Below are 20,955 nucleotides of genomic sequence, written 5' to 3' on the forward strand. Positions count from 1 at the left end.
TTTCTTGTAGTATATTATACTCTCAGTCACGACCATCTTCCACAATGGAAAGTTCATTATCAACATCGAAGAAATGCGATTTAGACATTTCAAACGCGTACTTGATTTTCTCAAATGGTTCATGGTTCGAACGTGAGTCAACACGCGCTACGAATTCGTGTGATCCGACTCTAGAATGTAGCATAAACTCCGCACCAGTTAGCTCAGCCACGACAATTTCAGCATCAAAAGTAGAACCAGGGCTAGCTTCGATAACGAGTGGCTCATCATGGATATCTTCCGGACGAATACCAAATACAACAGGTTTGCCGTCGTATCCTTTATCTTGTAGTACCTTCAATTTACCTTCTGGCACTTCAATCGTGAAATCATCACCGACAAATTTTGTGCCGCTTAGTTTTCCTTTAAAGAAGTTCATTGCTGGGCTTCCGATGAAACCAGCTACGAACATGTTTACTGGGTGATCGTATACTTCTTTTGGTGAGCCGACTTGTTGGATAACGCCATCTTTCATAATAACGATACGCGTCGCCATTGTCATCGCTTCTGTTTGGTCATGGGTTACATAGATCATTGTTGTGTTTAATTGTAAGTGAAGTTTCGTGATTTCCGCACGCATTTGCACACGTAGTTTCGCATCAAGATTCGACAAAGGTTCATCCATTAGGAAGACTTTAGCGTCACGAACGATGGCACGACCCAATGCTACACGTTGACGTTGCCCACCAGATAGCGCACTCGGTTTACGTTTCAAATATTCCGTTAAGCCCAAGATGTTTGCAGCATGCTCTACCCGTTTTTTGATTTCGTCTTTTGGCATTTTGCGGAGTTTTAGACCGAATGCCATGTTATCGTATACTGTCATATGCGGGTATAGTGCGTAGTTTTGGAAAACCATCGCGATGTCACGGTCTTTCGGTGCCACGTTATTCATTACTTTACCATCAATGCTTAGCTCGCCTTTTGAGATTTCCTCAAGACCTGCTATCATGCGAAGTGTCGTTGATTTACCGCAACCAGATGGTCCAACGAAGACGATGAATTCTTTGTCCGCAATCTCCAAGTTGAAATCCTCAACTGCTGTTACTTTATTATCATATATTTTATAAATGTGTTCGAGTGATAGTTGTGCCATTGTTTATTTACTCCCCCATCAAATTGTTTTTTTAACTTTGATTTCATTCTATATGAAAACGCTTTACAGAGATATGTCAGGTTGCACAAAGAATGAAAAAAGTTGTTGGGCAGGTTGCATAATTAAATTGTGAGAAGGCGTTTTAGTTCTTTCCATTATCCATGTAGAAGGAATGACAAAAGCAAGGCGTTATAGAAAATAAATTTATCCTCAAATAAGACTTGTAAAATATTAGGTCAGCGCTTATAATAAAAATAGTTAGAGAAACGTTTCGATAAAATGTTTCGTAATTCGAAGTAAGGGAGTGAGCCACTAAGTTTTTGTTTTGTGTGATTAAATGATAGATTTTTTATTTTGTTAAAGGATTTATGCCAGTTGTCAGTCAGACAGCTAATTATTTTCCAGTTAATGAAAACGCTATCTTTTGTCTTGTTTGGTGAAACGATTCTGTATATAAAATTGGGAAGTTGAGGGAACTGTATCAATGATGGTATTAAAGGAATTGGAAGATTCGAAATTTGAAATAAAATCTGAAAGAGGAAGTGTTTCTTTTTTAAGAAGTGGCGACATGTATGAAGCGGATTTCGGTGCGGTGATGCTGAATCAGGTGTTATCGAACGAGGTGGACGGCGGGCTGAACAATTTATATTTGCGCATTTTTAAGAAGGATGGAACGATTGTTGCGGCGCCTATGCTCGGTGTGAAATCTGGCAGTGTATTCGCGGTTGGCGAGAAGCAGGTGAAGTGGACAGGAAGCTTCGAGGGGGTCTCGTATGAGGTTGTATTTGCGCTGACGGATGCGGCTTGCTGGTTCTGGGATGTGAAGCTTTCTGGAAATGGTGAGACGGTGGACGTGATTTATGGTCAGGATTTGGGGCTTGCTAATATTGGAGCGCTTCAGGCGAATGAGGCTTATGTAGCGCAGTATGTGGATCATCGTGTTTTTGAGGATGAGGAATGGGGGTACGTTGTTTGTTCGCGCCAGAATCAAGAGCAGGGTGCAGGGGTGTTTCCGTATTTGCAGCAGGGGTCTTTGACGCGGAATGTTGGCTTTGCAACGGATGGGACGCAGTTTTTTGGACTTAACTATAAGGCGACGGATGAGCCGGAGGTCTTGAAACAGGAGAAATTGGCGAACGAGATTTATCAGTATGAGTTTGCTTATACGGCGTTTCAGGCGGAACGTGTGACGTTGACGGATGGTGCGAGCGAGCAGGTTGTATTTTATGCGCTCTTTAAGGAGAGTCATGCGGAGGCGGTTTGTGAGCTTTCGTATCAGGATGAGGTTCGCGCGGTTTGGGATGAGCTTGTTCTTGAAGACAATTTTATGGCGGTGGACAAGGTTGCAAAGCGTGAAGATATTGGAGTCGTGTTGCAGGCAGTTGATGTGACGATGGCGGAGCTTGATACGTATTATCCGGAGCGGTATCAGGAGGAATGGGACGGGGAACGGTTGTTGTCATTCTTTACAGGAACGCATGAGCATGTTGTTTTGCGGGATAAGGATTTGGAATTGGAGCGTTCGCATGGGCATATTTTATTTAGTGGGAATCAGTTGACGGTGGATGAACCGGTGTTGACGACGACGGCTTACATGTACGGGGTTTTTAACGCGCAGGTCGTGATTGGAAACACGTCGATGAACAAAATGCTGACGAATGTACGAAATTTCTTGAATGTACTGAAAACGTCAGGGCAACGGATTTACGTGAAGGTTGCGGATACATATCAGCTTTTAGGGATGCCTTCGCTATTTGAAATGGGCTTTAACTCGGCGAAATGGGTGTACAAAACGCCTGCTGAGACGTTTGTGGTGACGGTGTTTACGACTGTTGATGGTGCTGATCTGACACTTCAGGTTCGTTCGGCAAGTGGGGCGAAGTATGCTTACTTGGTGACGAATCAGGTTATTGTGAATGAGAATGAGTACAAGGCTTCGTTTGTTGCGGAGCAGGACGGAAATTTGTTGCGGTTTACGGTGGATGCGGCAGGTGTCCCTGCGAATGTTTATCCGGATTTGACGTATTTTATGCAAGTGACGGGTGCCGAAATGCAGGTGACGGATGCGACGCGACTTGTGACGAATGTGCCGCGTGGTGCGGGCTCGCTTGTTGTGCTTGATTTGGTGGCAACGAAGGAATTTGCGATTCGGATTCAGGGGAATTTGGATGGTTCGGAGTTTGTGAATCGGGAGCAGAAAATGGATGTGGAACGCGAAAAATATCGGGCGCATTTTGCGGAAGTGATGCATGGCTTTACGCTCTCGCAAAACGGGATGCAGACGACAGAACTTCGAAAAGTGAACGCATTAACTTGGTGGTACACACACAATATGTTTGTGCATTATTTAGTTCCGCATGGCTTGGAGCAGTATGGTGGCGCGGCTTGGGGTACGCGCGATGTTTGCCAAGGCCCGGTGGAGTATTTTATGGCAATGCAGCGTTATGATATTGTGAAGCAAATTTTAACGCGGGTGTTTTCGCATCAGTTCGATGATGATGGGAATTGGCCACAGTGGTTTATGTTTGATGAGTACGCGAATATTCAGGCGGCAGAAAGTCACGGGGATGTTATCGTGTGGCCACTTAAGGCTGTGAGTGATTACTTGTTGGCGACGAAAGACTATTCCATTTTGGATGTGGAAGTGCCTTATATGAGTCGTGCAAAATTCACCTACACGGACTATTCAGAGACGATTTACAAGCATCTGAAAAAGGAAATTGGCTACATTACAGATCATTTCCTATTTGATACGCATTTATCGTGTTATGGTGATGGAGACTGGGACGACACGTTACAACCGCATGATGCTCAACTGAAAAGCAATATGGCGAGTAGTTGGACAGTAGCATTGACGTACCAAGCGATGAAACAGTTTGCGAAGGCTATTGAGCCACTTGATCCTGAGAAGGCGAGTGAGTTGGATGCACTTGTGGCAGGAATTGAAACGGATTTTAATACGTACATTTTATCGACGGATATTATTCCGGGCTTTGTATATATGGAAGATCCAGAGCATGTTGAGTTGATGATTCATCCGACAGACCGAAAAACCGGGATTCAGTATCGGTTGTTGCCGATGACGCGGAGTATGATTGGGGAGTTGCTAACACCTGGCCAAGCAGAGTCGCATTTCCAATTGATTAAACGGGAGTTACAATGTCCGGACGGTGTGCGGCTGATGAACCGACCTGCGACGTATCAAGGCGGTGTGAGTACGAACTTCAAGCGTGCGGAACAGGCTGCCAATTTTGGTCGGGAGGTTGGTTTGCAATACGTTCATGCGCATATCAGGTTCACAGAGGCGATGGCCAAGCTTGGCAAGAAAGAGGAGGCATGGCATGCGCTTGATGTGATTAATCCGATTAATATTAAGGATGTGGTGCCAAATGCGGCGCGTCGTCAAAGCAATGCCTATTTCAGTAGCTCGGATGGCAAATTTAAGACGAGATATGAGGCGCAAGAGCAGTTCGATAAGCTGAAAACGGGCGACATCACGGTAAAAGGAGGATGGCGGATTTATTCGAGTGGGCCGGGAATTTATTTGAATCAACTGATTTCAAATGTGCTTGGTGTCCGCGTTGTAGGTGAGGATTTATTGCTTGATCCGGTGCTGGTGGATAATCTGGATGGGTTAGAATTCAAATTTAGTTTTGCTGGGAAGCCTATGACTTTCCGTTATCATTTAGCGGGGAATGTGCGCCGTTATGTACTGGTGAATGGTGAGGAAGTAGTATGTTTACAATCGCATAATCGTTACCGTGAGGGAGGGATGCGCCTTTCGAAGAGCGATTTAGAGACAAGGCTTCGTGCGAGGGATAATGTTGTTGATATTTATGTCTGATTTTTAACACAAAATAAAAACGTTTCTATAAAAAGGAGAGCTTAGATGATGAAAAAGTGGATGAAATGGTCAGTTACAGCGATGGCGACAGTTGGGCTTGGAGTTTTGCTGACGGGTTGTGGCGCGGCGAAGGATGACGCGGCGGATGCGGATACAGAGAAAATCGAACTGAAATATGCGAACTGGAATTTAGGAACAGAAAGTGATAAGAATATTGAGCGCCGGATGATTGATGCATACAACAAAGCGCATAAAGATGTAAAAATCGTGATTGATAAGAGTATTACGGGGGATGATTATCAAGGTTCACTCACAACGGCGGCTAGTGCGGGAAAATTGCCGGATGTGTTCATGATTAATGATATTCCGAACAGTTACAAAAACGACTGGTTGCTTGATTTGACGAAGATGACAGCAGATGATGCTGATTTCGCGACGATTTCGGATGAGATTAAGAGCACGACAAAAGTGAATGATACCGTTGTTGCGATGCCATTTGCGAAACATATTCTCGGTTATTACGTAAATAAAGACATTTTGGATGAGTTGAACCTTGATGTCCCAGAGCAGGGAATTAGCATTGCTGACTTTGTGAAAAATGTAAAAGCGGCGACAAATTTGGATAAGAATATTGTCGGTACAGATTCGGCTCAAGCAATGATTGACTGGTATCCAGGTGCTGTTAACAAAGACATGGGTTGGTTCACATTCACGAATGATAAATTTGCACTTGACGGTAAAGAGATGGTTGCTGGTATGAATACGGTGAAGGATTTGACGACGAACGGTTATTCGTACAATGATCTGACGGCGGAGCAGAAGGAAAAAATGAGCGCGGATGATTCGGGTGCTGCGTTTAAGGCGGGACAAATTGCTTTTTACTATAACGGAACGTATATGAACGCTGATTTACAAAAGAATGCGGATTTCAATTTTGAGTTTATCGGTTTGCCAGGTGGTCGTAATGCGATTGTGAACGATTATTTGGGTATTTCGAAGAGTACGAAACACGCGAAAGAAGCATATGAATTCGCGAAATACATGTCTTACGGGAAAAAAGGTTTCCTAGAACGAATGGCGATTTCTGAGAAAAACGGCCTGGAGTTGAGCTCGTTACCAATCACGGATGATAAAGAAGTGACAGATAAGTATTGGGAATTGGTGACGGTTCCTGGTGTGCAAACGGCGAATGAAAACTTGGCAAATGCGATGTTTGATCCAACGAAGGTTGTGCCTGGTTATATTCAAGCACGCTTTGAGGCACCGACTGGTCTTAAGATTGGTGATGAGGAGAATGCGAATATATGGTATGCGATTAACGAGGCGGCTAAGGGCACAATTAATTACCAAGATTACGCTAAACAGCTACAGGAGTTAGCGCAGAAATCGTATGATGAAGCGGCCGCTGCGATGAATAACAAATAACGAGGCACAGAGGGGATAGATGATGTTGAAAGCGAGACTTATTAAAAGTTTAATGGTGGTCATGATGATTGCCTCTATTGTCCAAACGCCTAGTTTATTGTCTGTCGCTGCTACGAATGATTCAACTTTTGAAAAAGTGGAGACATCATCTGAAAATGCGATTATGGAGCCTGCTTATGAGCAGGTTCTGGCGTCGTGGAAGAAAAGCGTGCAGGATGTAGAGATGTATACAAATGAGGTTATGCCTAGTTCTTTTGAAACGGCAAGGTTGACGAGAGATAATCACGGTTATGAGCAGCGGGAAGTGGCAATGCTTGCTGATGGGAATAGCGTTACGTTCACAACGACGGTACCCCGGGATGGCCTTTATACGATTGGTTTTGATTACTTTAAACTCAATGATGGGTTGATAAATCCGGAACTTTCAATTGCAGTTGCTGGTAAGTTCCCGTTTTATGAGAGCCGTCGTATTATTGCACCGACGATTTGGAAGAATAAGACGGCTACACTTGAGACGAATAAGTATGGGAATGAGCTTATTCCGGAACAGGTGGCTGTAGCAAAATGGCAGACAGTTTTGGCGGAGGACCCGAATTATTTTGAAGGGGAGCAGTTGCGGTATTTCTTGAAGAAAGGGCAAAATGTATTGAAGCTTACGAATACGGCGGGAGCGATGTTGCTCGGGAGCGTTCGAGTAGAGGCGCCTGTTGTGACGCCGGATTATGCGGATTATCGTGAGCAGCATAAAGATGCCAGGACACCAAGGGGAATGTTGACATATGAGGCGGAGAAACCAAAAACGAAGAATAATTCGTATACGCGACCGGTTGCTAAAAAGGATATTAGTGTGGAGCCTTATGATACGAAACGGTTGTTACTGAATACGCTAGGTGGGGATTCGTGGCAATCGAGCGGGCAGAGCGTGACGTATTCGGTGAAGGTACCGGAGAGTGGGAATTACCAGCTTAGCTTCAAGGTTTTGCAGGAGGATAAGCCAAATTCACCGGTTTTTCGGACGGTGAAAGTGGATGGCGCGGTGCCATTTGCTGAGTTGGCGCATTATCGTTTTGAACCGGTGGCAAAGTGGGAGAATCAGACGCTTGCGAATAAGGATGGGAAGCCGTTTGAGATTTATTTGGAAGAGGGAAAGCATGATTTAACATTGGTTGCGGATGCATCACCTGTTGCGCCGATTATTTTGGATTTGAAAGCTATGATGCTTGAGGTTGGCGACTTGGGATTGTCTGTGAAGAAGTTGACAGGGAATCAGCCGGATGCAGCGCGTGACTGGAAGCTGGAGGAGTATTTGCCGGATGTGACGCAGCAATTTGATGCGTGGATTAAGACTTTGAAGGCGAATCAAAAGGCGCTCGTGAAGGTGTATGGTGAGTCGGCAGAGCGTTCGACGGAGGGTGTGTCTTTAGCTCTGATTATAGATAAATTAGAAAAATTAAAAGCGGAGCCTGATAAAATTCCGACGCGATTAAATGAGTTGTCAGAAGGATCGAATTCGGTTACGCAATCGTTGGGGGATTTACAATCTACGCTTGAAAAGCAACCACTGTTGCTGGACCGGTTTTATGTGCATGATGGTGCGGCAGGTTTGCCAGACGCGAGGGCTAGCTTTTTGAAGAAATTTGGTAGTAAGTCAAAGGAGTTCTTTGCGTCCTTTACACAGGATACATATAGTACGACTGATGTGGATGCGGACACGATTGAAGTTTGGGTGTCGCGCTCGCAGCAGTATGTTGAATTGATGCAAAATATGGCGGATAGTACGTTTACAAAGACGACTGGGAAGAAAGTCAAGTTTTCGGTGATGCCGAATGAGCAAAAACTGATTTTGGCGAATTCGGGAAATCAGCAGCCGGACGTCGCGCTCGGGGTTAGTGTTGGGACGCCTTACGAGCTCGCGATTCGTGGTGCGGCAGTGGATTTGACGCAGTTTTCGGATTTTAAAGAGGTGATTCGAAACTTTTCGCCGGGTGCGTTTATGCCAATGATGGTAGATGATAAAGTTTACGCTTTGCCGGAGACGCAAGATTTTTATGTGCAGTTTTATCGGAAGGATATTTTGGATAAGTTGAAGATTCCTGTCCCGGATACGTGGAATGATGTGACGGGGGTTTTGCCGGAGTTGCAGCGTAATGGCTTGAGTTATTTTGTGCCGCTTTCGGGTTCGGCAGGCTCGAAACCGTTCATGTTTACGGCGCCGTTTATTTATCAGTTTGGTGGGGATTTGTATGCTAAAGATGGGATGAGTGCGGCGATTGACTCAGAGGAATCGGTTGCGGGGCTTAAGTTTATGACGGATTTGTATTCACTTTATAGCGTACCGTTGCAAGTGCCGAACTTTTATCATTCGTTCCGCTATGGGACGTTGCCAATTGGGATTTCGAATTTTGAGACGTATGTAAAATTGATGTCGGCGGCGCCTGAAATTGCTAATTCGTGGGATATTTCGGTGCACCCAGGTGTTCCACAAAAGGATGGATCGGTGTCACGCTTTGCTACTGGTTCGGGGCAGTCAGCGATGATTTTTGATAAGAGCAAGAAGCAGGGTGAGTCGTGGGAATTGCTAAAGTGGTGGATGTCAACGAAGACGCAGAGCGATTTTGCGACGAATTTGCAGACAATCTATGGGCCGGAATATATGTGGAATACAGCGAATTTAGAGGCGTTTAAGGAATTGCCTTGGCCGGAAAAACATAAACGGGTTATTTTGGAGCAGTGGAAATATTTGAAGGAGGTTCCGAAAACACCGGGATCGTATATGTTGGAGCGGGAGATTAGTAATGTGTGGACAAGTACGGTGTTCTACGGAGCGAATATTCGGGCTGCTGTTGATTCTAGCAGCATTATTGTCGATCGCGAAATTAGGCGGAAGATGGAAGAGTTTGGTTATATGAAGGATGGAAAAGTGGTAAAACCTTATATTGTTCCACAAATCGAAACGGTGGAAGATTGGATGAAAACAGATGAGAAAAAATAGTGGCTATTGGTTTGGAATGCTTGGTACAGTGGCATTTTTATCGCCTTACTTTATCATGTTCTTTACGTTTATTGTAGTGCCGGTTTTGGTTGCGATTCTGCTGTCGTTTACGTATTTTAATTCGATTGAGTTTCCGACGTTTATTGGGCTGAAAAACTATGTGAGCTTGTTGACGCAGGATGCTGTGTTTATGCAATACGTGTTGCCGAACACATTAAAATTTTCGCTGATTGTCGGACCGGGGGGCTATTTGTTATCGTTTTTGACGGCTTGGTTATTAGCGCAAATTCCACATCGGCCACGGACGTTTTTGGCGCTGATTATGTATACGCCTTCGATGACTGCTGGTGTGGCGATGACGGTTTTATGGGCGATTATTTTTAGCGGGAATGCTTCTGGGTATATTAACAGTATTTTATTGCGGTTGAACTTGATTGTGGAGCCGATTCAGTTCTTGCAGTCACCGGATTACTTAATGAATATTATGATTGTTGTTTCGCTCTGGAGTAGTATGGGTGTTGGGTTCTTAGCTATGTTGTCGGGTATTTTAAACATCAATCCGGAGGTGTATGAGGCAGCTTATATTGATGGTATTAAGAATCGCTTCCAGGAGATTATTTTTATTACTATACCGTCGATGAAGCCACAGATGCTATTTGGAGCAGTTATGGCGGTTGTGGGGACATTTCAGGCTGGGGCTATTGGTGTTGCGCTTTCTGGGACGAATCCAACACCTCAATATGCGGGGCAGCTGATGGTCAATCATATTGATGATTATGGTTTTATTCGGTATGAGATGGGTTATGCAGCGGCGATTTCGGTCTTATTACTTGTGATTGTGTATTTGTTTTCGCGCGTGGCGATGAAGTTATTTGGTGAAAAAAGTTAAGAGGGGGAATGATGGATGGCTTCTTTTCAAGGGACGCAAATCAACCCGAAAAAGTTTCATAAGAGTCAGTTGAAGTTTTATGCGTTGTTGATTCCGATTGCGATTATTATGGGTTTGCCGCTCGTTTATATTTTTAATCATGCATTTAAGCCACTGGATGAGTTGTTTGCTTATCCGCCACGCTTTTTTGTGCAAAAACCGACGTGGCAAAACTTCACGGATTTGTTTAATAGCGCAAATTTAGGGGCGACTCCGATGGCGCGTTATTTGTTTAATAGTATTGTTGTGAGTTTGTCAGTGATGGGTTTGACAATTGTGGTGAGTACGATGGCGGGGTATGTATTGTCGAAAAAGCAGTTTCGAGCGAAAAAAGTGCTTTTTGAGATGAATACGTTGGCATTGATGTTTGTATCGATTGCGGTCGCGATTCCAAAGTATATTGTGATTGAGAAATTAGGATTGATAGATAGCTTTTGGGTGCATATTTTACCAATGTTGGCGCTCCCAGTTGGGTTGTTTTTGGTGAAACAGTTTGTGGATCAAATTCCAGATGAGTTAATCGAGGCAGCGAAGATGGACGGGGCTAATGATTTCTATGTGTATTGGAAAGTTATTTTGCCGATGATTAAGCCGGCGATTGCGACGGTTTCTATTTTAGCTTTTCAGGCGGCTTGGAATAATGTAGAGGCTTCTGACTTGTATATTAATAATGAGAATTTGAAGACTTTTGCCTTTTATATGAGTACGTTGACATCAACGCAGGGGAATACGGTGGCAGGACAAGGGATTACGGCAGCAGCGACGTTGTTGATGTTTATTCCGAACTTGATTATCTTTATCTTTATGCAAAAACAAGTGATGGATACGATGGCGCATTCGGGTATTAAATAGCGGCAGAGAGCGAGGAAATCAATGGGGAACTACTGGAAATATGCCATATTATTAATGTTTGTAAGTCTCGTTCTTTGGCCAGCGCCTGTGGTTCACGGGGAGACGGCTTATAAAACGTATACGTCATCGGTGGATGGTGATTTGATTGAGGTTCAGACGGCATACGAGGCGTTTGAAATTATTTCAAATGCGGAGATTGGCAAGTTAGAGGATATTTTGATTGATAAAAGTCGACTTTATTTGGTGGATTCGGACGCGAAACGGGTGTTTGTGACGGATTTGGAAGGGAATATAGAACGTTCTTTTGGGGAGCAGGTGTTGGGGAAGCCGACTGGCATTGCGCGGGATGCGAATGGTGATATTTATGTTGCGGATAGCGTGAAAGAGAAGGTTTTTCGATTTTCCGAGAATGGCGCGTTAATTCGAGATTATAGTCGACCTGTGGAACCTTTTTTTGGGAAGCGCGAGCCATTTAAGCCAGTGAAGTTATCGGTGGATTTGCGGGGAAATTTGTATATTATTGGTGAGGGTGCATCAAATGGTGTGATTCAGCTGAATAAGGATGGCGATTTTCTCGGATATTATGGCGCGAATATGGCGGAATCAACTTTTTTCCAAAAGTTTAAGGATGCGGTAATGTCGGATGCGCAGAAGGAAAAGACGTTGATGAACGTTCCAGCAGCTTCGACGAATATCGATATTGATGGGAACGGTATTGTATATACGGTGACGTCAACGGGGCAAGCTGATGCAATTAAGAAATTGAATATCGCGGGGCAAAATATGCTGGCGACAGATGCTATGTTTCAGCCGGATGGCGCGATTGATATCGTTGCTGGAACACAAAATAATTTCTTTGTATTGACATCTGGTGGACGGATTTTGGAGTATGATAGTTCTGGAAATTTGTTGTTTGCGTTCGGTAGTAAGGAGTCAAATGCGCAGCGTTTAGGAATTTATAAGGACCCAACGGCACTTGCTGTGGATACGGATGGAATGCTTTATGTGACGGATTCGGAGGCGCATGTGGTGCATAAATTGCAGACAACGGCGTTTGCGAATGAGGTGCATCAAGGTCTGATGTTATTTGAGGATGGCCGCTACGTAGAGAGTGAGAATTATTGGCGGGAAGTTTTGAAGCTGAATTCGTCGTTCGTATTGGCGCGTGTGGCGATGGGAGAGGCGCACTATAAACAGGAGCAATATGCGGATGCTAAACAAGCGTTTTTGATGGCTAAAAATAAGCAAGGTTATTCGGATTCTTTCTGGGAGATTAGGCAACAGTGGCTGGAGCGAAATCTAGCTGGCTGGTTATTCGCATTCTTGATAGGCTTATTGGCATTTTTTGCATTGCGGAGCTGGCATCGGAAAAAAGGAATTTTTGCGAAACCGATAAGGTACTTAGGTAAGTGGAAACGGGTCAAATTAATACGGGAGCTTGGATTGTTATTCAAGGTTTTTCGCCATCCAATTGATACGTTTTATGAGATTAAGCGGATGGAGCGGGCATCAGTGGCTTCAGCTTCGGTTTGGTACGGGGTGCTGATTGCGGAGTTTATTTTGTTCCAATATCAGGTTGGATTTATTTTCAATTCGGCGTTGGTGGAACGGGTGAGTATTTTCTTGTTGGTATTTGTGCTCATTGCTGTTCTGGCACTGTTTGTGGTTATGAATTATTTGATTAGCACAATTAACGAGGGGGAAGGTAGTTTTCGGAATGTCTATATTGCGACGATTTATTCATTGGCGCCACTTATCGTTATGATTGTACCGATTATTCTCGTTTCGAACGTGCTGACAATTAATGAGGGGTTTATTTATGAGTTTTCGCTGAGTGTTGCGATTTGGTGGTCGGTGATTTATCTCATTATTATGGTGCGGGAGATTCATAATTTCACGTTTTGGGAGACGGCGAAGAATATTTTGCTGACAGTTTTTGCGAGTTTGATCGTGGTTGCGGTCGGGTATATTCTGTTTCTTTTATTCAATCAGTTGTATGAGTTTGTCTATTCAATATTGCAGGAGGTGCTGGCGCGTGTTTAAGAAAATACTGATTATTTGTGCTGTTTTTATCCTAGCGATACCTGTAGTTAAGGCATTTGCGCAAGATGAGAAGAAGGCGACACCAGCTGTAACAAAATTGGAGGCAACGAGTGATTCGGTGACGCAAAAGGAGGCTGTTAGTAAGTCTGTTGTGAATAAAAATGCAGCACTTGATGGTTTTGATAAGGTGGCAGAGAATGCAGATTTGGAGTTATATGTGCATCCAGAGTCGCTTGCGATTAAAGTGCGTAACCTGGCAAGTGGCTATGTTTGGAGCTCAACGCTTGATGGGATGTCACAGTATCGTTTGAATCAGTCGTGGAAGGATTTCGTAGATTCGGCGATTACGCTGGATTATTTGAATGCGCAGGGCAAGAAGAAGCGGGAGAGTTTGACGTCAAACGGGGCGCGGGTGATGTTGCGTGATATTCCGAATGGTTTTGAGGCGACGCTTACGTTTCGATCACGGATTAAGATGAACTTAAAGGTAACGCTAGCTGCGGACGGTGTGCATGTTGCGATTCCAGATGGCAAAATTGTCGAGCCGGGCAAGGTGCAAATTTTGGCGGTGAATGTGTATCCGTTTTTAGGTGCCACGAAGGATGCGGAGATATCAGGATACATGTTTATCCCTGATGGTTCGGGCGGTTTGATTCGCTATGAGGATACGGGGGTCAAAATGGATACGCCTTATAGTGCGGCGATTTATGGGACGGATGTTGGTGTAACTCCAGTGACGGTTTCGCCAGATACGAATGCGAGTTATGTGGCGAGTGTTCCGGTGTTTGGAATGGTGCACGGAGCGGGACAGAATGGGATGTTGGCGGTCGTTGAGAAAGGTGCGGAATATGGCGAGATTGTGGCTTATAAGGCGGGCTTGTCGACGGATTTCAACTGGATTACGACTGGTTTTACGTACCGTTCTGTGTATAAGCAACCTACGAGTAAAACGGGTGGCAAAGCGATTGAGCTATACCAGGATAAACGGAATGAGTTCGATATTAGCTTGGTTTACCGATTTCTAGATGGTGATGACGCGGATTATGTCGGGATGGCAAAAAGTTATCAGGCGTATTTGGTGGATCAGAAGGTGTTGACGTGCAGCAGGGAATCGGGGCCGATAATGCGGCTTGAATTCCTTGGTGGGGAGGTACAACCGGGCTTATTTCGTGATTCGCTTGTCGTGATGACGCCGATTGTGGATTTGACGCGGCATGTGCAGGCGCTTGGGCAAGATGGTGTGGATGATTTACTAATCGTGTATCAAGGATGGAATCATGGTGGTTTGAGTGCATCATGGCCGAATAAATTTCCATTTGAGAAAAAGCTGGGAAGTGATACGGATTTGGCGGACGCGATGAAGGCGCTTGATGACCGAAATGTGCCACTCTATTTCCAAACGGATTATACAAAGGCTTATGAGGAGGCCAAGGGCATTGACGCGAGCGGATTTGCTAAGCAGGTTAATACGAAGACGATTGAGCGCGATGTAAATGGTATTGTGAGTTATTTGCTACTTCCGGACGGAGCTTTGGAGCTTGCGAAGATAGATGCTGAGAGCTATGCGGAATATAGTATGACACATTTGGCGGTGGAAAATTCAGCAAGTACGCTTTATTCGACATATAATAGTGGGCACAGCTTTTCGCGGACGGATAGTATGGAGAAGGTGCAGGCGGTTTTGGCAGAGTTACGTAAAAATAAGCATGCGAAAACGGCTTTGTATCAGCCTAATGATTATGCGTGGAAACATGCGGCGGCGTATTTGGATATGCCGATGGGGAATTCGAATTATATTTATGAGTCAGACGCGGTGCCGTTTTTGCAGATTGTTTTGAAAGGATATATTGATTTTTATGCGCCATATTCGAATTTTTCGGCGAGTCAGACAGAAAATTTGTTGCAGTTGGTTGATTTTGGTGCACTCCCGTCGTTTTACCTGACGAGTGAAGATTCGTATGCGCTCTCGAAGACACCGGCAAAGGATATTTATACATCGCAGTTTAGCAATTGGAAGCCTGAGATTGAGTCGAAGTATCACGAAGTTCGGAAGGTCGCGGAGGCAACGAGTGGTGCAACGATTGAGCAACGAGATATTGTAGCAACTGGTATTGTGCGTGTGACCTATTCGAACGGAACACGGGTTGTTGTGAATTATACGAAAGAGGACTACAAAATTGGGAATAAAACAGTTGCTGCGAAGGATTTTGCGATTTTGAAAGGAGATAACTGACGTGTTAGCATTTTTGAAGGGACGGAGTAAGGATAACGTTGGTTACTTGTTTATTTTACCGTGGATTGTGGGATTCCTCATTTTTACGGCATTTCCGATTATTTATTCGATTTATTTGAGCTTTTTCAAGGTTACAATCACGACGAAGGGTATTCAGACGGTCTTTGTGAAATTTCAGAACTTCCAGCAGGCTTTTACGGGAGATATTGAATTTTTAAATAAGATATGGAGCTTTACTAAGGAAATATTTATTGCGGTACCCTTAATTGTAATTTTAGCGTTGATTATGGCAATCTTACTGAATCAGGACATCAAGTTTCGCGGCTTTTTCCGAACGGTTTTCTTTTTGCCGGTGATTATTGCGAGTGGGCCAGTGTTGCAAAAGTTGATGGGGCAAGGGGTTACATCGATTCCAGGAGTGCAAGAGTCGTTTATTTATCAAATGGCGGCGGAGAATAGTGATTTCTTTTTGGCGCCGACATTGATGTATATTTTGGACAATACGGTCGTGTTACTTTGGTTCTCGGGTGTGCAGATTTTGATTTTCATTGCAGCATTGCAGAAGATGGATCCGCAGGCGTATGAGGCGGCGAAAATTGATGGGGCTTCCACGTGGGAAATTTTCTGGAAGATTACATTGCCATCGCTTTATCCGATGATTTTCGTGAATATTATATACACGACGGTGATGTATTCGATATCGACACTGAATCCGGTCATCGATCATATTAAGGTAAACATGTTCAAATTACAGAGCGGTTTTGGCTATTCATCAGCGTTATCGTGGATTTATTTTGTGATTATATCCCTGATTTTGCTCATAATGGTGGCGGTCGTTATGTTCTTTAACCGGAAGAAATAGCGGAGGTGCGAGGCATGGAGAAAGTACTGAAAAAAAGAGAGTCACGCTGGATTAAGACGAAGCGGTTTCTGCTTGGTATGAATGGTATGGACGGTTTCTTGATGAAAATTGTGGTTTATGGGCTACTGATAGGGATTGGCTTTGTATTTCTATACCCGATTTTATACATGATTTCGTATAGTTTTAAGGATTTGGATGATTTATTGAATGCGGCGGTGAGCTGGATTCCATCGAAGTTATACTTAGGAAATTTTGAGCGGGCGTATGAAGTTTTGGATTATATGAAAACGTTTGGTCAGACGCTGATTGTGGCGATTTTGCCATCTGTTTTGCAGATGTTTGTCGCGGCGGTTGTGGGCTACGGATTCGCGTTGTACAAATTTCGGGGAAAGAACGTGTTGTTGGTACTTGTGTTGGCGACTTTCGTAATTCCACCGCAAGTGACGGTGATTCCGCGTTATATTTTGTTTAATGAATTCGGGATGCTGGGCAGTATTTCGTCATATGCATTACCAGCAATTCTAGGGCAGGGACTCAATAGTGCGATTTTTATTTTAATTTTTTACCAAACATTTCGGGCGATTCCGAAGTCACTTGTTGAGGCGGCGCGACTTGATGGGGCGAATGAATTCAAGATTTTTTACCGAATTGGGTTGTCAATGGCTACCTCGGCGTTTATTATCACGTTCTTATTTTCAGTTGTGTGGTATTGGAACGAGACGTATTTGGCATCGATTTATTTTGGCGATTCGTTGACGACTTTACCGTTACAACTACAAAAATTTGTGGCGGCATATAATAATATGTTCCCAGCTGGGCAAGGCGGGGCGACGCTTACGAGTATCAATGAGGGCATCGAACTGGCGGCGACGTTGTTGACGATTATCCCATTGCTTATTATTTATTTCATCGCGCAAAAATGGTTTGTGCAAAGTATCGATAAATCAGGAATTACTGGAGAATAGGGAGGAAATTGACGTGAATCGGGAAGATATTTTGAATATAGAGGCAAAAGGGTGTTTTGATTTCTTTTGGAATGAGGCGAATATAGATCCGGCGAGTCCGGGATTTGGTTTGATTCGTGATAATACAGCGACAGACACGCGTGATTTTGCGAGCATTGCTTCGGTTGGTTTTGGGCTAAGTGCGATTGTGATTGGCATTGAGCGGGAATGGATTACATTTGAGGAAGGTAAAGAACGCGTTTTGGGGACAATGAGGACTTTTTGGAGCCATGCGGAGGAAACAGAGGGCTTTTTCTATCATTTTCTTAATATGAATACGGCGAAAAAGTATGAGGCATCGTATGATTGTGCATCGATTATTGATACATCGCTGTTCTTGAATGGGGCGCTCACTGTTGCTGAGTATTTTGGCGGGGAAATTGAGGCGTTATTTGAGAAAATTTATAAGCGTGTGGATTGGACAAAATATTATAATGAGGCGCAAAATCAATATTTTATGGGGTACAATCCGGAAACCGGTGGGTTCGGAGCTTGGGATATGTACGCAGAGCAAATGATGCAGTATATTCTAGGTGTTGCTTCACCAACGCACGCGGTGCCGACGCAGGTTTATGATGGTTTTGAGCGCAGCTTAGTGACGTACGGGGACTACACATTTTATAATTCGCCTGGAGGGCCACTTTTTACGCATCAATTTTCGCATGCGTGGTTTGATTTTCGGGATGTGCGGGATGCGGACGGAGTGGATTGGTTTGCAAACTCGGTAGCTGCGACACTTGCACAGCGGGAATATGCGATTGATAATCCGGATGGCCGCGCGGGATATCACGGGAATTCGTGGGGCGTGACGGCGTGTCAAGGGCCGAACGGGTACATTGCTTATGGGACGCCGCCTTATAAGGATGGTATTATTCCGGAGGGCAATGATGGGACGATTGCGCCTGCTGCTGCGGCTGGATCGATTGTGTTTACGCCGAAAGAGTCGATGGATATGATGGGTTATTTGTATGAGCAGATGCCGAAGCTTTGGAGTAGGTATGGAATGTTGGACGCGTATAATTTGGAAGGCAATGAGGCTTGGTTTGCGGATCGGGTGATTGGAATTGATAAAGGTGTGACGCTACTCATGATTGAAAATTATCAAACGGGTCTGATTTGGGAGCTTTATGGACGGAATCATTACGTGAAAAAAGCGATGGAGATACTAGGTTGGAAAAAGGTGAACGCATGATCGAGTTGACGGAACAGCAGTTTAAGATTGATGGTAAAGCAGTTTTGGTGATGTGTGGCGAGATTCATTATTTTCGCCTGGCACGTGAGGACTGGGAGGACCGAATTGTGAAATTAAAAGAGGCAGGATGTAATGCCGTGGCGTCTTACATTCCGTGGATTTGCCATGAGCCTGTGCGTGGCCAAGTGGATTTGACAGGAACGCTTCGTGCAGAACTTGATTTGGGCGCGTTTATCGATTTATGCGCGAGTTACGGACTGTACTTTTTTGCGCGACCGGGTCCGTTTATTATGGCAGAAATGAAGAAAGAAGGGATTCCTTACTGGGTGTACGATGAGGTTCCTGATGCGATTCCGATTGGTTGGGACGAGGCGAAACCAACAACGCCGACACTGGATTATCTGGCACCAGGATTTTTAGAGGCAGCGCAAGATTGGTATCGCGAAGTGCTTACGGTCATCGCACCGCGTACATATCCTAACGGTGGAAATGTTATTGCGTTGCAGCTTGATAATGAAATCGGGATGCTTTCCTGGGTTTCTAATACACCGGATTTGACGGATAATGTGTTAGCCGACTTTGCAACATGGCTGGACAGTAAAAAAACGTATGGATATCCTTTTGCAACGGCTGATATTGCGGCAAATAAAGCCTTGATTCGTTCTCCAAAAGAAGATTATAGTGCAAAATTACATCAGGATTTAGGCTACTACATGCGTGATCGTTTTCGCCGTTACGTTGAAACATTGCGAAAGTACGCAGAAAGCTTTGGTATAACGGGAATTCCATTCGTCGTTAATATCCACGGAACAGGAGGCGGTCGTGGTTATACTTTTCCGATTGGAATCAGTCAGCTTTATGAAAGTTACACGCATGATGATGGCTACCTGCCAGGCTCGGATATTTACTTTGGTGATTTTACGATGGAAAATTTTCAGGACCTCTATCTTATTAACGCGTTTATGACAGCGACGAATCGTGATGGACAACCGATATCTTCCGTCGAATTTAATTGCGGTGATGGGAATTTTGGTGATAATCTCGGTGGTCGTTATGATATTTCGGCGGCTGATTTAAAAGCCAGGCTCTGCATCGCGCAAGGCAATCGACTTATCAACTATTACCTCATGGCTGGTGGTTACAACTACGAAATGGACGAATACCGTCAAGATGGCAACAACCGTATCGCTATCACTGGTGAGCGGCATGGTTTCGCTGCCCCAATCAGCCCAGAAGGCGAGCTAAATTATACCTATCCGCGTATGGCTGAATCTATCAAGACCATCATGGCGCACAGCGATAAACTTGCTGAAATGGACGAAGAGCACGACAATCTTCATTTTGCATTCATTCCGGATTACTATATGACCGAATACACCTACCCGTCAAGTGCTATAGCCCAAGCAATCAAGCAAAATATCGAAGCTAACCGTGCTTCAGGAAGTTGGGATATTGTAGCCAAATCACTGCTTTTAAATAGTTATCGATTTGGCGCCATTGATATTCAGAATCGAGAGTTCAGCGCAGAAAAGTATCCAGTAATCGTTTTACCGTGTGCTCGCTATCTTGCCCGCGACATCCAAGAACGGCTTGTAACCTATCTCGAAACTGGCGGTGCACTTTTCATCTATGGCGAACTTCCGCTCTATGATATGGAAGGTATCTCATGCCAAATTTTAGCCGAAGCATTGGGCGCAACCCACCTAGAAAATAAGAACGATCATGGTTACAACCTCTCTATCATTGGCGAAAATTGGTGCATCGATAAACCAGAAATCCGAACCCATCACGCCCAACTTTTCAGCTTGAAAAACGGTGAGGCAATTCTAAAAGAAAAACAAGGCGACGGCATCTGTGGCATCGATACCAAGGTAGGAAAAGGTCGTGTCATCGCTGTTACAACCGCTTATCGTGGCGATATTGATTTCATTCAGACAGCATTCACAAAACTCGGCGCACAACCTGGGCTAGCACACAACTATCCCCATCATGGCATTGCCACAACAACGACCAAAAATATCAAGAATGAACGCTTCGTGCACCTGCTCAATCTAGACGGTATAGAAAAACAATTTTGCATCACAGAACAGAACATCCCGCTTTTCGGTGGCAACGAAATCACGTTAGGTAGCAAGTCAGGTCTCATGCTACCCCTTCAAATGTATCTAGGCCCGGCGTTCATCGAGTACAGCACAGCAGAAATCACCACATATACAGCACAAGAAATCACACTACGTGTACTAAAACAAGGCGCGGTGATTCGTCTTCAAACAGCAAAACAATTAGTAGAATCAAAAAGCTATACAATCACAAAAGAATTCGACAGTACCATAATACACATAAACCAAGAAGCCGGCGAGGTGAAAATTGCTTTTCAGTAATGATTCATCGCAAGGACTTTATTTTGAAGCCCCACTAGAAATTTTAGCGGGGCTTTTATTCGTT

At 44.3% G+C, this 20,955-nt stretch carries 12 protein-coding genes; 11 read left to right on the forward strand and 1 reads right to left on the reverse strand.

Annotation, left to right across the window (positions count from 1 at the left end):
* Positions 1-22: 22 nt before the first annotated feature.
* Positions 23-1,135, reverse strand: a complete 1,113-nt coding sequence (locus tag R8925_RS08785) for an ABC transporter ATP-binding protein (RefSeq protein ID WP_430535517.1) — start codon at positions 1,133-1,135, stop codon at positions 23-25.
* A 484-nt stretch (positions 1,136-1,619) separates the two neighbouring features.
* Here R8925_RS08785 and R8925_RS08790 point away from each other — a divergent pair, with 484 nt between their 5' ends.
* The 11 genes from R8925_RS08790 to R8925_RS08840 are packed head-to-tail and all read left to right on the forward strand — an operon-like array spanning position 1,620 to position 20,891.
* Positions 1,620-4,979, forward strand: coding sequence for a GH36-type glycosyl hydrolase domain-containing protein (locus R8925_RS08790; protein WP_430535518.1), 3,360 nt, complete (start codon positions 1,620-1,622; stop codon positions 4,977-4,979).
* Between the two features lie 45 nt (positions 4,980-5,024).
* A complete protein-coding gene (locus tag R8925_RS08795; protein ID WP_430535519.1) occupies positions 5,025-6,404 on the forward strand; it encodes an ABC transporter substrate-binding protein in 1,380 nt (459 codons plus the stop codon).
* Between the two features lie 19 nt (positions 6,405-6,423).
* Positions 6,424-9,396 (forward strand): extracellular solute-binding protein, encoded by a 2,973-nt coding sequence (locus R8925_RS08800; RefSeq protein WP_430535520.1) that lies wholly within the window; start codon positions 6,424-6,426, stop codon positions 9,394-9,396.
* Positions 9,383-10,285 carry a carbohydrate ABC transporter permease gene (locus tag R8925_RS08805; protein WP_430535521.1) on the forward strand — a complete coding sequence of 301 codons (903 nt, stop codon included), beginning with the start codon at positions 9,383-9,385 and terminating at the stop codon, positions 10,283-10,285. The genes R8925_RS08800 and R8925_RS08805 overlap by 14 nt, the downstream gene beginning before the upstream one ends.
* Before the next feature lie 15 nt (positions 10,286-10,300).
* Entirely contained in the window at positions 10,301-11,176 is an 876-nt protein-coding gene (locus R8925_RS08810) for a carbohydrate ABC transporter permease (protein WP_430535522.1), read from the forward strand.
* A gap of 21 nt (positions 11,177-11,197) precedes the next feature.
* Entirely contained in the window at positions 11,198-13,219 is a 2,022-nt protein-coding gene (locus R8925_RS08815) for a YIP1 family protein (RefSeq protein ID WP_430535523.1), read from the forward strand.
* Positions 13,212-15,452, forward strand: a complete 2,241-nt coding sequence (locus R8925_RS08820; RefSeq protein ID WP_430535524.1) for a DUF5696 domain-containing protein — start codon at positions 13,212-13,214, stop codon at positions 15,450-15,452. The genes R8925_RS08815 and R8925_RS08820 overlap by 8 nt, the downstream gene beginning before the upstream one ends.
* 1 nt (position 15,453) lies before the next feature.
* Entirely contained in the window at positions 15,454-16,314 is an 861-nt protein-coding gene (locus R8925_RS08825; RefSeq protein ID WP_430535525.1) for a carbohydrate ABC transporter permease, read from the forward strand.
* Between the two features lie 14 nt (positions 16,315-16,328).
* On the forward strand, positions 16,329-17,279 hold the full coding sequence (locus R8925_RS08830; protein WP_430535526.1) for a carbohydrate ABC transporter permease: 951 nt from the start codon (positions 16,329-16,331) through the stop codon (positions 17,277-17,279).
* Positions 17,280-17,292: 13 nt separating this feature from the next.
* Positions 17,293-18,510, forward strand: a complete 1,218-nt coding sequence (locus R8925_RS08835; RefSeq protein ID WP_430535527.1) for a glucoamylase family protein — start codon at positions 17,293-17,295, stop codon at positions 18,508-18,510.
* On the forward strand, positions 18,489-20,891 hold the full coding sequence (locus tag R8925_RS08840) for a beta-galactosidase (RefSeq protein WP_430535528.1): 2,403 nt from the start codon (positions 18,489-18,491) through the stop codon (positions 20,889-20,891). Before R8925_RS08835 ends, R8925_RS08840 begins: the two co-directional genes overlap by 22 nt.
* Positions 20,892-20,955 lie beyond the last annotated feature (64 nt).

The organism is Listeria rocourtiae subsp. hofi (genome assembly GCF_963575615.1).
GTDB classification, from domain to species: Bacteria; Bacillota; Bacilli; order Lactobacillales; family Listeriaceae; genus Listeria_A; species Listeria_A hofi.

Coding starts and splice junctions, on each gene's coding strand:
- R8925_RS08830 (WP_430535526.1), top strand. CDS start 16,329: ATGGAGAAAGTACTGAAAAAAAGAGAGTCACGCTGGATTAAGACGAAG.
- R8925_RS08795 (WP_430535519.1), top strand. CDS start 5,025: ATGATGAAAAAGTGGATGAAATGGTCAGTTACAGCGATGGCGACAGTT.
- R8925_RS08785 (WP_430535517.1), bottom strand. CDS start 1,135: ATGGCACAACTATCACTCGAACACATTTATAAAATATATGATAATAAA.
- R8925_RS08790 (WP_430535518.1), top strand. CDS start 1,620: ATGATGGTATTAAAGGAATTGGAAGATTCGAAATTTGAAATAAAATCT.
- R8925_RS08805 (WP_430535521.1), top strand. CDS start 9,383: ATGAGAAAAAATAGTGGCTATTGGTTTGGAATGCTTGGTACAGTGGCA.
- R8925_RS08815 (WP_430535523.1), top strand. CDS start 11,198: ATGGGGAACTACTGGAAATATGCCATATTATTAATGTTTGTAAGTCTC.
- R8925_RS08810 (WP_430535522.1), top strand. CDS start 10,301: ATGGCTTCTTTTCAAGGGACGCAAATCAACCCGAAAAAGTTTCATAAG.
- R8925_RS08800 (WP_430535520.1), top strand. CDS start 6,424: ATGATGTTGAAAGCGAGACTTATTAAAAGTTTAATGGTGGTCATGATG.